Source organism: Pseudomonas sp. S44, assembly GCF_016624805.1.
GTDB classification, from domain to species: domain Bacteria; phylum Pseudomonadota; class Gammaproteobacteria; order Pseudomonadales; family Pseudomonadaceae; genus Aquipseudomonas; species Aquipseudomonas machongensis.
On record NZ_JACVTY010000005.1, the window covers coordinates 38066 to 53367 of the forward strand.

Genomic DNA, 15302 nt, shown 5'->3' on the forward strand with positions numbered 1-15302 from the left:
ACCGCTGGCCCTTCCCCCTCTCAATGGCCTAGACTGCGACAATCGCGTTAATGCTCCCGTTCGCCCAAGGCCCTTGCATGTCCGACCCCCGCTACCAGATCGACGTCAGCGTCGTGACCCGCTTCCTCAAAGAGCAATCCGACCCCGAGAACAACCGTTTCGCCTTCGCCTACACCATCACGGTGTCGAACAACGGCACGCTCAAGGCCAAGCTGAGGGCGCGCCACTGGCTGATCACAAACGGTGACGGCGCCGTCGAAGAAGTGCGCGGCGATGGCGTCATTGGCCAACAACCGACCATCGACCCCGGGCAGAGCTATACCTACAGCAGTGGCGCAGTCATCAGCACTCGCGTCGGTACCATGCAAGGCAGCTATCAGATGTTCGCCGAAGACGGTACGCGCTTCGACGCCGAGATCGCGCCGTTCCGCCTGGCTGTGCCTGGAGCTCTGCACTGATGGCCACCTACGCCGTCGGCGACCTGCAAGGCTGCCTGCAACCGCTCAAGTGCTTGCTCGAACGCGTCAACTTCGATCCCAAGGTCGATCGCCTGTGGCTGGTGGGCGACCTGGTCAACCGTGGCCCGGAATCGCTCGAAACCCTGCGCTACCTGTATGCGATGCGCGAGTCGCTGGTCTGCGTGCTCGGCAACCATGACCTGCACCTGCTCGCAGCCTGGCATAACATCGAGCGCCTGAAGAAAAGTGACACCCTGCGCGAGATCATCGAGGCACCAGACGCCGATCAGTTGCTCGACTGGCTGCGCCGCCAGAAGCTGCTGCACTATGACGAGGCCCGGGGTATCGCCATGGCTCACGCTGGCATCCCGCCCCAGTGGACACTGGGCAAGGCCCTGGAGCTGGCAGCAGAGGTGGAGGAGGTGCTGCGCGACGACAACCGCCTCAAGCTCTACCTCGACGGCATGTATGGCAATGAACCGAACAAGTGGAGCAAGAACCTCAGCGGCGTCGAGCGCCTGCGAGTCATCACCAATTATTTCACCCGCATGCGTTTCTGCACCACCGACGGCAAGCTCGACCTCAAGAGCAAGGAAGGCCTGGACAGCGCCCCCAAGGGCTACAAGCCCTGGTACGCCCACAAGGACCGTCGCTCGCGCCACGTGAAGATCATTTTCGGCCATTGGGCCGCCCTCGAAGGCAACGTCGAAGAGCCGGGCGTCATCGCCCTGGATACCGGTTGCGTATGGGGCGGCGCCATGACCCTGTACAACCTGGACAGCGGTCAATACCACCGCTGCGACTGCACCGACGAAGGCACCGTACGTACGGCACCGGAACCCACTAGAATCAACGACCGAACCTGAAGGAAAACGTACCCATGAGCGAATTCAAGCGCATCCCTCCGGAACAGGCCCTGGCCTTGCGTGCACAAGGTGCGGTGGTGGTCGACATTCGCGATCCCCAGGCCTTCGCTGCAGGCCATATCACCGGCGCCCGCCATCTGGATAACCATTCGGTGGCCGACTTCATCCGCAACGCCGACCTCGACGCGCCGACGCTGGTGGTCTGCTATCACGGTAACTCCAGCCAGAGTGCCGCCGCCTACCTGGTGGGCCAGGGCTTCTCCGAGGTCTACAGCGTCGACGGCGGCTTCGAGCTGTGGCGCGCTACCTATCCGGCCGAAACCGCCCAGGGCGACGCCGAATAATTTTTTTCATTTCCCCTCAAGCCCGCGTCACCTGCGGGCTTGCGCCTTACCTGACGAACGGTCGGAAGCAACTTCTCGGCCCCTCGCCCTTGACCTTGCGTATTACCAACTATCCTTAAGCGCAGGCCATCCAAAAAAGGGGAGAGCCGGTACACCGGCGTGCGGGTCATCGGTAGCGTTCCAAGGTGTTCTGGGGGGTAAACAGCAATCGGTGAAAGCCGCTTGCATGCCAGCATCAGCTGACTGATCCGGCGTCGTCTCCACGTATCGAGCGAGGTGACGTCATGAGCATTTTTAGCCACTTCCAACAACGTTTCGAGTCAACGCGCCAGGAAGAACTCTCGCTGCAGGAGTACCTCGAGCTGTGCAAAGAGGATCGCAGTGCCTACGCATCGGCCGCTGAACGGCTGTTGCTGGCCATCGGTGAGCCGGAACTGATCGACACCTCGAGCAACTCCAGACTGTCGCGGATCTTCTCCAACAAGGTGATCCGCCGGTATCCGGCCTTTGCCGACTTCCACGGCATGGAAGAGTGCATCGACCAGATCGTTTCATACTTCCGCCACGCCGCCCAAGGTCTGGAAGAGAAGAAGCAAATCCTCTATCTGCTGGGCCCGGTAGGGGGCGGCAAATCGTCCCTGGCCGAGAAACTCAAGCAGCTGATGGAGAAAGTGCCGTTCTACGCCATCAAGGATTCGCCCGTATTCGAGTCGCCACTGGGCCTGTTCAACGCCACCGAGGACGGCGCCATCCTCGAAGAGGAGTACGGTATTTCGCGGCGTTACTTGAACACCATCATGTCGCCCTGGGCGACCAAGCGTCTTCAGGAATATGGCGGCGATATCAGCAAGTTCCGGGTGGTCAAGCTGTACCCTTCGATCCTCAACCAGATCGCTATCGCCAAGACCGAACCCGGCGACGAGAACAACCAGGACATTTCTGCACTGGTCGGCAAGGTGGATATCCGCAAGCTCGAGGAATTCCCGCAGAACGACGCCGACGCCTACAGCTACTCGGGCGCTCTGTGCCGGGCCAACCAGGGCCTGATGGAGTTCGTGGAGATGTTCAAGGCGCCGATCAAGGTCCTGCACCCCTTGCTCACCGCCACCCAGGAAGGCAACTACAACAGCACCGAGGGCCTGGGGGCGATTCCCTATTCGGGCATCCTGCTGGCCCACTCCAACGAGTCTGAGTGGCACACCTTCCGCAACAACAAGAACAACGAGGCGTTCATCGACCGGATCTATATCGTCAAGGTGCCCTACTGCTTGCGGGTCAGCGACGAAATCAAGATCTACGACAAGCTGTTGGTCAACAGCTCGCTGTCAAAGGCCCACTGCGCGCCCGACACCCTCAAGATGCTCGCCCAGTTCACCGTGCTTTCACGGCTGAAAGAGCCGGAAAACTCGAACATCTACTCGAAAATGCGGGTATATGACGGCGAAAACCTCAAGGATACCGATCCAAAGGCCAAGTCGATCCAGGAGTATCGTGATGCCGCTGGCGTCGACGAAGGCATGAACGGCCTGTCGACCCGCTTCGCCTTCAAGATCCTCTCCAAAGTGTTCAACTTCGACCCGCACGAAGTCGCGGCCAACCCGGTGCACCTGCTTTATGTGCTCGAGCAGCAGATCGAACAGGAGCAATTCCCGGCCGAGGTGCGCGAACGCTACCTGCGCTACCTCAAGGAATACCTGGCACCGCGCTACATCGAGTTCATCGGCAAGGAAATCCAGACCGCCTATCTGGAGTCCTACAGCGAATACGGCCAGAACATCTTCGACCGTTATGTGCTGTACGCAGACTTCTGGATTCAGGACCAGGAATACCGCGACCCGGAAACCGGCGAAATTCTCAACCGGATCGCCCTCAACGAAGAACTGGAGAAAATCGAAAAACCGGCCGGCATCAGCAATCCGAAGGACTTCCGCAACGAAATCGTCAACTTCGTGCTGCGCGCCCGCGCCAACAACAACGGCAAGAACCCAAGCTGGCTGAGCTACGAGAAGCTGCGGGTGGTGATCGAGAAGAAAATGTTCTCCAACACCGAAGACCTGCTGCCAGTCATCAGTTTCAACGCCAAGGCAAGCAAGGAAGACCAACAGAAACACAACGACTTCGTCACGCGGATGGTGGAACGTGGCTACACCGACAAACAGGTGCGCCTGCTGTCGGAATGGTACCTGCGGGTCAGGAAATCGCAATAAAGCGACAAGCTGTCAGCCACAGGCTGCAAGCTGTACGGCGCGACCGTCAGGTCTGCGCCTCGGCTTGCAGTGCTGGTGGCTGCTTTGTCTCGCAGCTTGACGCTTGCAGCTGCTCTTAGCGGAGGCCCCATGAGCTACGTAATCGACCGACGCCTGAACGGCAAGAACAAGAGCACGGTCAACCGCCAGCGCTTTCTGCGCCGGTACCGTGAGCACATCAAGAAGGCCGTCGAAGAGGCGGTGAGCCGCCGCTCCATCATGGACATGGAGCATGGTGAGCAGATCAGCATCCCCGGGCGCGATATCGACGAACCGGTGCTGCACCACGGCCGTGGCGGCAAGCAGACCATCGTTCATCCGGGCAACAAGGAATTCACCGCAGGCGAACATATCGCCCGTCCGCAAGGCGGTGGTGGCGGTGGCGGACGCGGCAAGGCCGGTAATTCCGGCGAGGGCATGGACGAATTCGTCTTCCAGATCACCCAGGAAGAATTCCTCGAATTCATGTTCGAGGACCTGGAGCTGCCCAACCTGGTCAAGCGTCACCTGACCGGTGCCGACACCTTCAAGACCGTACGCGCAGGTATCGCCAACGAGGGCAATCCGTCGCGCATCAACATCGTGCGTACACTGCGCTCGGCCCATGCCCGGCGCATCGCCCTGACCGGCAGCAGCCGCGGCCTGCTGCGCGCAGCGCAAAAGGAACTGGAGCGGCTGAAAGTCGAGGAACCCGACAACTTCACCGACATCCAGGAAGTCGAAGCCGAAATCGTACGCCTCAAGGCACGTATCAACCGCCTGCCCTTCCTCGACACCTTCGACCTGAAATACAACCTGCTGGTCAAGCAGCCCAACCCCAGTTCCAAGGCGGTGATGTTCTGCCTGATGGACGTCTCCGGCTCCATGACCCAGGCCACCAAGGATATCGCCAAGCGCTTCTTCATCCTGCTGTACCTGTTCCTCAAGCGGAACTACGAACGCATCGAGGTGGTGTTCATCCGCCATCACACCAGCGCCCGCGAAGTGGATGAAGAAGAGTTCTTCTACTCGCGCGAGACCGGCGGCACCATCGTCTCCAGCGCCCTGAAGATGATGCAGGAGATCATGGCCGAGCGTTATCCGGCCAGCGACTGGAACATCTATGCCGCCCAGGCGTCGGATGGCGACAACTGGAACGACGACTCCCCTATCTGCCGCGATATCCTGACCAAGCAGATCATGCCGCACGTGCAGTACTACACTTATGTCGAGATCACCCCCCGCGAGCATCAGGCACTGTGGTACGAGTACGAACGTATCGGCGAGGCGTTTCCCGACACCTTCGCCCAGCAACAGTTGGTCTCGGCCGGTGACATCTACCCGGTCTTCCGTGAACTCTTCCAGCGCAGGTTAGCCACATGACCGCCAGAGCACAGAGACGCCAACCCATTTCCACCGGCTCGGAATGGACCTTCGAGCTGATCCAGACCTACGACCGGGAAATCAGCCGCCTGGCCGCGCGCTATGCGCTGGATACCTACCCCAACCAGATCGAGGTGATCACTGCCGAGCAGATGATGGATGCCTACGCCTCGGTGGGCATGCCGCTGGGCTATCACCATTGGTCCTACGGCAAACAATTCCTCAGCACCGAGAAGTCCTACAGCCGCGGGCAGATGGGCCTGGCCTACGAGATCGTCATCAACTCCGACCCCTGCATCGCCTACCTGATGGAAGAAAACACCATCTGCATGCAGGCGCTGGTGATCGCCCACGCCTGCTACGGGCACAACAGCTTCTTCAAGGGCAACTACCTGTTCCGCACCTGGACCGACGCCAGCTCGATCATCGATTACCTGGTATTCGCCAAGCAGTACATCGCCCAGTGCGAGGAACGCCATGGCATCGACGCGGTGGAGGACCTCATCGACTCCTGCCATGCCCTGATGAACTACGGCGTCGACCGCTACAAGCGGCCCTACCCCATCTCCGCCGAGGAAGAGCGCCGGCGCCAGAAGGAGCGCGAGGAACACTTGCAGCGGCAGATCAACGACCTGTGGCGCACCATCCCGAAGGGCGCCGACAAGGGCAGCGACAAGGACGACGCGCGCTTCCCTGCCGAACCCCAGGAAAACATCCTGTACTTCATCGAAAAACACGCGCCGCTGCTCGAACCCTGGCAGCGTGAGGTGGTAAGGATAGTGCGCAAGATCGCGCAGTACTTCTATCCGCAACGCCAGACCCAGGTGATGAACGAAGGCTGGGCAACCTTCTGGCACTACACCCTGATGAACGACCTGTACGACGAAGGCCTGGTCACCGACGGCTTCATGATGGAGTTCCTGCAATCGCACACCAGCGTGGTGTTCCAGCCCGGCTTCGACAGCCCCTACTACAGCGGCATCAACCCCTATGCCCTGGGCTTTGCCATGTACACGGACATCCGCCGGATGTGCGAGCACCCAACGGAAGAGGATCGCCGCTGGTTCCCGGAAATCGCCGGCAGCGACTGGCTGTCGACCATCAAGTTCGCCATGAGCAGCTTCAAGGACGAGAGCTTCATCCTTCAGTACCTTTCCCCCAAGGTGATCCGCGACCTCAAACTGTTCAGCATCCTCGACGACGACCAACGCGACGACCTGCTGGTACCGGCCATCCACGACGAGGCGGGTTATCGCGTCATCCGCGAACAACTGGCGGCGCAGTACAACCTGGGCAACCGCGAGCCCAACGTACAGATCTGGAGCATCGACCGCCGTGGCGACCGTTCGCTCACCCTGCGCCACCAGCAGCACAACCGCAAACCGCTGGGCGACTCCACCGAGGAAGTGCTCAAGCACCTGCACCGCCTGTGGGGCTTCGACATCCACCTGGAGACCGTACAGGGTGACCAGGTGGTGAAAACCCACCATATGCCGCCCCGTGGCGAGCATGGGGAACCAGGCGACTACGGCCGCATGGATCTCGCAGTCATCCACCACCTCTGAGACCTCGTGACTGCCGACAAGGTATGCTGTCGGCAGTCACGGAGGTTGTACATGCACATCTATAAAGTTGGCGGCGCGGTTCGCGACCGCCTGCTCGGGCGCCCGGTCAGCGATATCGACTGGTTGGTAGTCGGCGCCACGGTCGAAGAAATGCAGGCCTTGGGCTTTCGCCCGGTAGGCGCGGATTTCCCCGTCTTCATCCACCCGAAAACCGGCGAGGAATACGCCCTGGCGCGCACCGAGCGCAAGAGCGGTCGCGGCTATGGCGGATTCACCTTTCACGCCAGCCCCGAAGTCACTCTCGAGGAAGATCTGATACGCCGCGATCTGACCATCAATGCGATGGCCGAGGATGACCAAGGCAATCTGCATGATCCCTACCGTGGCAAAGTCGATCTGGATAAACGCATTCTTCGCCATGTTTCCCCGGCATTCGCCGAAGATCCTTTGCGTGTGCTGCGGGTTGCCCGCTTTGCCGCGCGCTATGCGCCGCTGGGCTTTCACGTCGCCGATGAAACCCTTGAACTCATGCGCCAGATCAGCACCAGCGGCGAACTGCAGGCACTGACTGCCGAACGGAGCTGGAAAGAGATCGAGCGTGCGCTGATGGAAGCGCAGCCACAGGTGTTCATCGAAGTGCTGCGCGACTGCGGCGCGCTGCAGCAACTGATGCCGGAGCTCGACCCCAGCCCGCAGGCACTCGCCCCGCTGCAACAGGCGGCAGAGCATCGGCAGCCACTGCACGTGCGCTGGGCCTGCCTGCTGCAAGGCGTTAGAGACACCTCACAACTGAAAGCTGTAAACCAGCGCTTCAAGGCGCCGCGTGAATGCCAGGAACTGGCGCTGCTGGTTGGTGAGTGCCTGCCTCTGGCGCATCGCGCAATGGAGCTGGAAGCGGCGGCATTGCTGGAGCTTCTGCAGAAGTTCGACGTGTATCGCAGGCCGCAGCGTTTCGAAGACTTCATCGCCGCCTGCGAGATGGAGGCACTTGCGCGGCATGCAGAGCGTTATCCACAGGCCGCCTACCTGCGCGGCGCGGCGTCGGCGGCACGAGACGTCGATGTGAAACCGTTGGTTGAACAGGGTTTGACCGGACAGGCATTGGGAGAGGCACTGAAGGCTGAGCGCTTGCAGGCGTTGACACGCTACAAAGGCTGACCTTGCGCAGCGAGCCTGATCCTTGTGGAAGAGCTGCGGTGGATGGCACCGGCTTTGCCGGCGATCGCGGCGCAAGTCGCAGCGGCAAACCGCCACCGCCAGGTGAGAAAAGGCCGCGACATGGAAACGGCCTTCAGATTCTGGACAACGCAGTCGTGGCTAAAATGGCTGCGTCAGTTGCAACCCACGCCACTCGAACGGCACTGGCGCCAGCTCCTGCTGGATATTCGCCTGCTGCCACAACTCGGCCATGGATTTACCTGCTCCAGGATGCACCAGATCGGGCGCGAGCAACGACAGCGGCCAGAGCACGAACGCGTTTTTCAGGATTTCGGCGCGCGGCAGTACAAGCCCGTCGAAAGTACCGTGCAGCTCATCGAACATCAGCACATCGATATCCAGCGGCAAACCCTTGCGATCCGGGGCATAGCGGCCGTTTTCCGCCTCGATGAACTTGAGCCGGCGATCCAGCTCCAGTAGCGGCAGCGCGGTCTGCCCGCTCACCACCAGGTTGAAGAAAGGCCCGCTCTTGATCCCTACCGCCTGGCTCTCGAACACCGCCGAACAGCGCATGTCCTGAAGGATGCCGGCCAGCGCATCAAGCCCGGCGCACAGGTGGCGCTCGCGGTCGATGTTGCTGCCCAGCCCCAGGTAAACCGTGCTCAGAGACATCCGCGCTCGATCTCCACGCCCACGCCACCCCGGGCCGCAGGAACGGCACCGGGCTTGGTCAGCTTCAACCGCATCCACACGATGCCGAACTCTTCCATCAAGGTCGCCGCCAGACGCTCGGCGAAGGTTTCCACCAGCTCGAAGCGCGACTGCTCGGCAAAGGCCTGGATACGGGCCGAGACACTGGCGTAGTCCAACGCCAGGTTGAGGTCGTCACCGGCCGCCGCCGGGCGGTTGTCCCAGGCGAAACTCAGGTCCAGGCGCAGGCACTGGCGAATATCCCGCTCCCAGTCATAGGCACCGATGACGGTATCGACTTCCAGTCCCTCGATGAACACTCTGTCCAAGCACTTCTCTCCACAGACGACAAGGGCGACTGGCGCCGTTAGAATCAGGGCGTCCCCGCCCGGAATAGTTAGCATGTTTTGGTTATTGGCGCTGCTCGCCTACCTGCTCGGCTCGCTGTCCTTCGCCATTGTCCTGAGCCGCCTCAGTGGCAACCCCGACCCTCGCTCCAGTGGTTCGGGCAACGCCGGCGCGACCAACATGCTGCGCCTGGCAGGCCGCAAGCTGGCCATCCTCACCCTGCTCGGCGACCTGTGCAAGGGTTTGCTGCCAGTGCTGCTGGCCGGACTTGCAGGCCTGAGCCTGCAGGCCCAAGCCTGGATAGGCCTGTGCGCGGTGATCGGCCACCTGTTTCCGCTGTACTTCCGTTTCCAGGGCGGCAAGGGCGTAGCCACTGCGGCGGGCATGCTCATGGGGCTGTACTTTCCCGCCGCGCTGCTGGCAATCGGCGCCTGGTTGCTGACCTTCTACCTCACCCGTACCAGCTCGCTGGCGGCCTTGATAGCCACGCCTCTGACCCTGCCGCTGCTGGCCTGGCGCGAGCCGGCCGCGCTACTGCCAATGACGGTGCTGACAGTACTGATAGTCTGGCGACACCGCAGCAATCTGCGCGACCTGTTTGCCGGCCGCGAACGACATTTCTGAATCACTCGCGGGGAAAACGCAGCCTCACAGCGGCGGCAATTGCTCCATCGGCCAACGCGCCTGCACGCTGATCGCCAGATCCTGCTGCTGTCCGGCCAACAGGCGCTGGCAGCCGGCGTAGGCGATCATCGCGCCGTTGTCGGTGCAGAACTTCGGACGTGCGTAGTACACATTGCCCTTGATGCTCGCGAGCATGTCCTCGAGCGATGCCCGCAGCGCCTTGTTGGCGCTCACACCTCCGGCGATGACCAGGCGCTTGAGACCGGTCTGCTTGAGGGCACGCTTGCACTTGATGGTCAGAGTCTCCACCACCGCCTGCTGGAATGCCAGCGACAGGTCGCAACGGGTTTGCTCGCTGTCGTCACCCGCATTGCGGCACTGCTGCCAGGTATTCAGGGCGAAGGTCTTGAGACCGCTGAAGCTGAACTCGAGCCCCGGACGGTCGGTCATCGGCCGCGGGAACACGAAGCGCCCGGGCGTACCCTGTTCGGCCAGACGCGCGATCTCGGGTCCGCCGGGATAATTCAGACCAATCAGCTTGGCCGTCTTGTCGAAGGCCTCGCCCGCCGCGTCATCCAGGCTCTCGCCCAGAAGCGCGTACTGGCCGATGCCATCGACCTGCACCAGTTGAGTGTGACCACCGGATACCAGCAAGGCGACGAACGGGAACTGCGGCGGTTGCTCCTCGAGCATCGGCGCCAGCAGGTGGCCTTCCATGTGGTGAACGCCGATCGCCGGAATATCCCAGGCGAACGCCAGCGCCTGTGCACAGGAAGCGCCAACCAGCAGCGCCCCGACCAGACCAGGGCCGGCGGTGTAGGCGATGGCATCGATGTCGGCAGCGACGCAGCCGGCTTCATCCAGCACTTCGCGGATCAGCGGCAGCATGCGCTTGACGTGATCGCGCGAGGCGAGCTCGGGCACGACGCCGCCGTAGACGCGGTGCAGGTCGATCTGGCTGAACAGCGCATCGGCCAGCAGGCCGCGCTCACTGTCGTATAATGCGACGCCAGTTTCGTCGCAGGATGTTTCCAATCCCAGTACTAGCATGGGTCCGTGCCTTGTGGAGGCTGAATTCGAAGCCGCGCATTCTAGTCCCCGTACAGAGTGCCGACCAGCGGTTTTCGATCAGAGGCTTTGCATTCCTCCCCGCTAAGGGTTAACATCCGCAACCCTTGAAAACCGACGTTCTCCAGCACACCTTTGTTTTGCCAGGAGCACGTCTACCCCGGTAATGAATTAAGGTAGCCCTGGATGCCAGCCGTCAAAGTTAAAGAGAACGAACCCTTCGACGTAGCTCTGCGTCGTTTCAAGCGCTCCTGCGAAAAAGCCGGTGTACTGGCTGAAGTTCGTAGCCGCGAGTTTTACGAGAAGCCGACCGCTGAGCGTAAGCGCAAAGCTGCTGCCGCTGTTAAGCGTCACGCCAAGAAAGTTCAGCGCGAACAGCGCCGCGCCGTTCGCCTGTACTAATACAGACGTTCTACGCAAAGCTTCTGCCCAGCCCGGCCTCGTGCCGGGCTAATGGCAGTTGTCGCTTCACACCCTTGGCCATGTGCCTTGGAGGCCCCGGCACTCGCCCATGGGCAGAATTCATACGCCTCACCAGAATGCCCGATGCGGCAGGTGATAGGCCGACACGCATCTCCCTTGTTGCTCTCTCCAGCGATTAGACTTGCCAGTAGCCAGATAACGAGACTGCCATGGCCGGGCTGATTCCCCAGAGTTTCATCGACGACCTCCTCAACCGCACCGACATTGTCGACGTGGTGAGTTCGCGCATCCAGCTGAAGAAGACCGGCAAGAACCATTCGGCCTGCTGCCCGTTCCACAAGGAAAAGACGCCGTCCTTCACTGTCAGCCCCGACAAGCAGTTCTACTACTGCTTCGGCTGTGGCGCCGGGGGCAACGCCCTGGGCTTCATCATGGACCACGACAACCTGGATTTCCCCCAGGCAGTCGAGGAACTGGCCCGCGCCGCAGGCATGGAAGTGCCGCGCGAAGAGGGACGACGCGGACAAAAGCCGCGCCAGCCCACCGACTCTCCGCTGTACCCGCTGCTCGAAGCAGCTGCCGAGTTCTATCGCCAGGCGCTGCGCAACCATCCGACACGCAAGGCAGCGGTCGAATACCTGAAGGGCCGCGGCCTGTCCGGCGAAATTGCCCGTGATTTCGGCCTGGGTTTCGCCCCGCCGGGCTGGGACAACCTGTTCAAGCACCTGGGCGCCGACACCCTGCAACAGAAGGTGATGATCGACGCCGGCCTGCTGATCGAGAATGCCGAGACCGGCAAGCGCTACGATCGCTTCCGCGACCGGGTCATGTTCCCGATCCGCGACAGCCGTGGCCGGGTGATCGCCTTCGGCGGGCGCGTGCTGGGCGATGACAAGCCCAAGTACCTGAACTCCCCGGAAACCCCGGTATTCCACAAGGGCCAGGAGCTGTACGGGCTGTTCGAGGCACGCAAGCACAACCGCAACCTCGACGAAATCATCGTGGTCGAGGGCTACATGGATGTGATCGCCCTCGCCCAGCAAGGCCTGCGCAATGCTGTGGCTACTCTAGGCACCGCGACCAGCGAAGAGCACCTCAAGCGCCTGTTCCGCGTGGTGCCCCATGTGCTGTTCTGCTTCGACGGCGACCAGGCCGGGCGCAAGGCGGCCTGGCGTGCACTGGAGGCCACGCTGCCGAACCTGCAGGATGGCAGGCGTGCGCGCTTCCTGTTCCTGCCCGAAGGGGAAGATCCGGATACGCTGGTCCGCGCCGAAGGCACCGACGCCTTCCAGGCCCGCATCCATCAGCACGCCCAACCGCTCGCCGACTATTTCTTCGAGCAACTGGGCAGCGAAGCCGACCCACGCTCGCTGGAAGGCAAGGCCCACATGGCGACCTTGGCTGCACCGTTGATCGAAAAGATTCCGGGCGCCAATCTGCGTCAGTTAATGCGCAATCGCTTGAAGGAAATTACTGGTCTTGATGTCCAACAAATGGAGCAGTTGGCACAGAAAGCGCCCGCGCCCAGCGTACCGGACTACGATCCAGGCTATGACTACGATGCCATGGCCAGCTACACGCCGGACTTCAGCGAACAGCACCACGACTACGCTCCCGTCCAGCAGGAGCAACGCCCCTGGACACCCAACAAAGGGGGGGGCAAGAAGCCCTGGGATGGCAATGGCAAGCCCTGGGACAAGAACCGCAAGGGCGGCAAGGGCTGGCAGCGCGACGAAGCGCCTCCACGCACGCCGGCACCGGTCGAACCCCCGGCGCTCGCGGCCTTGCGCACATTGCTGCACCATCCGCTGCTGGCCGGAAAGGTCGAGGACGCGAGCCATTTCGCCGACGAAGAACATCTTTACAGCCAGTTGCTGGTGGCCCTGATCGAAGCCGTGCAGAAGAATCCTGGGCTAAGCTCCATGCAGTTGATCGCACGCTGGCACGGCACCGAACAGGGGCGTCTGTTGCGGGCGCTGGCAGAGAAGGAATGGCTGATCGATGCCGATAACCTTGAACAACAGTTTTTCGACACTATAACTAGCTTGTCAGCCCGCCAGCGCGAGCGAAGCTTGGAACATCTGCTCAGGAAAGCACGTCAAAGTGAGTTGAGCACCGAGGAAAAATCCCAGTTGCTTGCCCTGCTCAGCAGGAATGTTCCCGCACAAACCCCGACCTCATCTGGCGCGTGAGGTCCATGCTCGGGTATAATCCTCGGCTTGTTTTTTGCCCGCCAAGACCTTCAGTGGATAGGGTGTTATGTCCGGAAAAGCGCAACAGCAATCTCGTATCAAAGAGTTGATCACCCGCGGTCGTGAGCAGGGCTACCTGACTTACGCGGAGGTCAACGACCACCTGCCTGAGGATATTTCAGATCCGGAACAGGTGGAAGACATCATCCGCATGATCAACGACATGGGGATCAACGTATTCGAGAGTGCTCCGGATGCGGATGCCCTGTTGTTGGCGGAAGCCGACACCGACGAAGCCGCAGCCGAAGAAGCCGCCGCAGCGTTGGCGGCCGTTGAAACCGATATCGGCCGCACGACCGACCCGGTACGCATGTACATGCGTGAAATGGGTACCGTCGAGCTCCTGACCCGCGAAGGCGAGATCGAAATCGCCAAGCGCATCGAGGAAGGTATCCGCGAAGTCATGGGCGCCATCGCTCACTTCCCGGGCACCGTCGATCACATTCTCGGCGAGTACGACCGTGTAACGACCGAAGGCGGCCGCCTGTCGGATGTCCTCAGCGGTTATATCGACCCTGACGACAACATCGCCGCGCCTACCGAAGAAGTACCGATCCCAGGCGCCAAGACTGCAGCGGCGAAGGAAGAGTCGGAAGACGAAGAAGAAGGTGACGAAAACAGCGACGACAGCGAGGAAGAGGGCGAAAGCGGCCCCGATCCAGAAGTTGCGCGTCAGCGTTTCGGTGCCGTCTCCGACCAGCTCCAGGCCACCAACAAGGTCCTGAAGAAACATGGTCGCAGTGGCAAGGAAAGCGTTGCGGCGCTCCAGGCCCTGGCCGATCTGTTCATGCCGATCAAGCTGGTGCCCAAGCAGTTCGACGTACTCGTCGAGCGTGTGCGCGGTGCCCTTGACCGCCTGCGTCAGCAGGAGCGTGCGATCATGCAACTGTGCGTACGTGATGCCCGCATGCCGCGTGCCGACTTCCTGCGCCTGTTCCCGAGCAACGAGACCGACCAGACCTGGAGCGGTGACCTCGCCAAGCGCAGCACCAAGTGGGCCGCTGCCCTGGGTGAGAAGGACGCCGCGATCGTCGCCTGCCAGCAGAAGCTGATCGACCTCGAGACCGAGACCGGCCTGACCGTCGCAGAAATCAAAGAGATCAACCGTCGCATGTCGATCGGCGAGGCGAAAGCCCGTCGCGCCAAGAAGGAAATGGTCGAGGCGAACTTGCGTCTGGTGATCTCCATCGCCAAGAAGTACACCAACCGCGGCCTGCAGTTCCTCGACCTGATCCAGGAAGGCAACATCGGCCTGATGAAGGCGGTGGACAAGTTCGAATACCGTCGTGGCTACAAGTTCTCGACCTACGCCACCTGGTGGATTCGCCAGGCGATCACCCGTTCGATCGCCGACCAGGCGCGCACCATCCGGATTCCGGTGCACATGATCGAGACGATCAACAAGCTCAACCGTATTTCCCGGCAGATGCTGCAGGAAATGGGCCGCGAACCGACCCCGGAAGAGCTGGGTGAGCGCATGGAAATGCCTGAGGACAAGATCCGCAAGGTATTGAAGATCGCCAAAGAGCCGATCTCCATGGAAACCCCGATCGGCGACGACGAAGATTCGCATCTGGGCGACTTCATCGAGGACTCCACCATGCAGTCCCCGATCGACGTGGCCACGGTCGAAAGCCTCAAGGAAGCCACCCGTGACGTGCTCTCGGGCCTGACCGCACGCGAAGCCAAGGTGCTGCGCATGCGTTTCGGTATCGACATGAACACCGACCACACACTTGAAGAAGTCGGCAAGCAGTTCGACGTGACCCGCGAGCGGATCCGTCAAATCGAAGCCAAGGCGTTGCGCAAGCTGCGCCACCCGACGCGAAGCGAGCATCTGCGCTCCTTCCTCGACGAGTGATGACGAACCCCGGCCCAGGCCGGGGTTTTTCATGGGC

General features: G+C 61.4%; 14 protein-coding genes. 11 read left to right on the forward strand and 3 right to left on the reverse strand.

Annotated features, from left to right (window positions below):
- The first annotated feature begins 77 nt into the window (after window positions 1–77).
- The 7 genes from apaG to IAE40_RS06255 all read left to right on the forward strand — a co-directional run bounded on the left by apaG (window position 78) and on the right by IAE40_RS06255 (window position 7999).
- The gene (gene apaG, locus IAE40_RS06225) at window positions 78–458 is read left to right on the forward strand and encodes a Co2+/Mg2+ efflux protein ApaG (RefSeq protein WP_054892220.1); all 381 of its coding nucleotides are present in this window, start codon (window positions 78–80) and stop codon (window positions 456–458) included.
- Complete coding sequence (locus tag IAE40_RS06230; protein ID WP_153772389.1) at window positions 458–1324, forward strand: symmetrical bis(5'-nucleosyl)-tetraphosphatase; 867 nt, start codon at window positions 458–460, stop codon at window positions 1322–1324. Before apaG ends, IAE40_RS06230 begins: the two co-directional genes overlap by 1 nt.
- 14 nt (window positions 1325–1338) lie before the next feature.
- Window positions 1339–1668: a thiosulfate sulfurtransferase GlpE gene (gene glpE, locus IAE40_RS06235; protein WP_063542416.1), complete on the forward strand. Its 330-nt coding sequence runs from the start codon at window positions 1339–1341 to the stop codon at window positions 1666–1668.
- A gap of 284 nt (window positions 1669–1952) precedes the next feature.
- On the forward strand, window positions 1953–3875 hold the full coding sequence (locus IAE40_RS06240; protein ID WP_054892217.1) for a PrkA family serine protein kinase: 1923 nt from the start codon (window positions 1953–1955) through the stop codon (window positions 3873–3875).
- A gap of 129 nt (window positions 3876–4004) precedes the next feature.
- Window positions 4005–5276: a YeaH/YhbH family protein gene (locus IAE40_RS06245; RefSeq protein WP_054892216.1), complete on the forward strand. Its 1272-nt coding sequence runs from the start codon at window positions 4005–4007 to the stop codon at window positions 5274–5276.
- Window positions 5273–6841 carry a SpoVR family protein gene (locus IAE40_RS06250; RefSeq protein ID WP_125930925.1) on the forward strand — a complete coding sequence of 523 codons (1569 nt, stop codon included), beginning with the start codon at window positions 5273–5275 and terminating at the stop codon, window positions 6839–6841. The genes IAE40_RS06245 and IAE40_RS06250 overlap by 4 nt, the downstream gene beginning before the upstream one ends.
- Before the next feature lie 51 nt (window positions 6842–6892).
- Window positions 6893–7999, forward strand: a complete 1107-nt coding sequence (locus IAE40_RS06255) for a multifunctional CCA addition/repair protein (RefSeq protein WP_200602844.1) — start codon at window positions 6893–6895, stop codon at window positions 7997–7999.
- A gap of 159 nt (window positions 8000–8158) precedes the next feature.
- On the opposite strand, the gene folK is transcribed toward IAE40_RS06255, so the two are convergent.
- Window positions 8159–8671, reverse strand: coding sequence for a 2-amino-4-hydroxy-6-hydroxymethyldihydropteridine diphosphokinase (gene folK / locus IAE40_RS06260; RefSeq protein ID WP_153772391.1), 513 nt, complete (start codon window positions 8669–8671; stop codon window positions 8159–8161).
- On the reverse strand, window positions 8662–9018 hold the full coding sequence (gene folB, locus IAE40_RS06265) for a dihydroneopterin aldolase (RefSeq protein WP_054892212.1): 357 nt from the start codon (window positions 9016–9018) through the stop codon (window positions 8662–8664). The genes folK and folB overlap by 10 nt, the downstream gene beginning before the upstream one ends.
- A 73-nt stretch (window positions 9019–9091) precedes the next feature.
- On the opposite strand from folB, the gene plsY reads away from it, so the two are divergent.
- Window positions 9092–9661 (forward strand): glycerol-3-phosphate 1-O-acyltransferase PlsY, encoded by a 570-nt coding sequence (plsY, locus tag IAE40_RS06270; protein WP_054892211.1) that lies wholly within the window; start codon window positions 9092–9094, stop codon window positions 9659–9661.
- 24 nt (window positions 9662–9685) lie between these two features.
- Here the strand turns inward: plsY and tsaD are convergent, their stop codons facing one another.
- Window positions 9686–10711 (reverse strand): tRNA (adenosine(37)-N6)-threonylcarbamoyltransferase complex transferase subunit TsaD, encoded by a 1026-nt coding sequence (tsaD, locus tag IAE40_RS06275; RefSeq protein WP_054892210.1) that lies wholly within the window; start codon window positions 10709–10711, stop codon window positions 9686–9688.
- Between the two features lie 204 nt (window positions 10712–10915).
- On the opposite strand from tsaD, the gene rpsU reads away from it, so the two are divergent.
- The 3 genes from rpsU to rpoD all read left to right on the forward strand — a co-directional run bounded on the left by rpsU (window position 10916) and on the right by rpoD (window position 15265).
- On the forward strand, window positions 10916–11131 hold the full coding sequence (gene rpsU / locus IAE40_RS06280; RefSeq protein ID WP_003255575.1) for a 30S ribosomal protein S21: 216 nt from the start codon (window positions 10916–10918) through the stop codon (window positions 11129–11131).
- Between the two features lie 230 nt (window positions 11132–11361).
- The gene (gene dnaG, locus IAE40_RS06285) at window positions 11362–13344 is read left to right on the forward strand and encodes a DNA primase (protein WP_153772392.1); all 1983 of its coding nucleotides are present in this window, start codon (window positions 11362–11364) and stop codon (window positions 13342–13344) included.
- Between the two features lie 67 nt (window positions 13345–13411).
- Entirely contained in the window at window positions 13412–15265 is a 1854-nt protein-coding gene (gene rpoD / locus IAE40_RS06290) for an RNA polymerase sigma factor RpoD (RefSeq protein WP_054892208.1), read from the forward strand.
- Window positions 15266–15302: the final 37 nt, after the last annotated feature.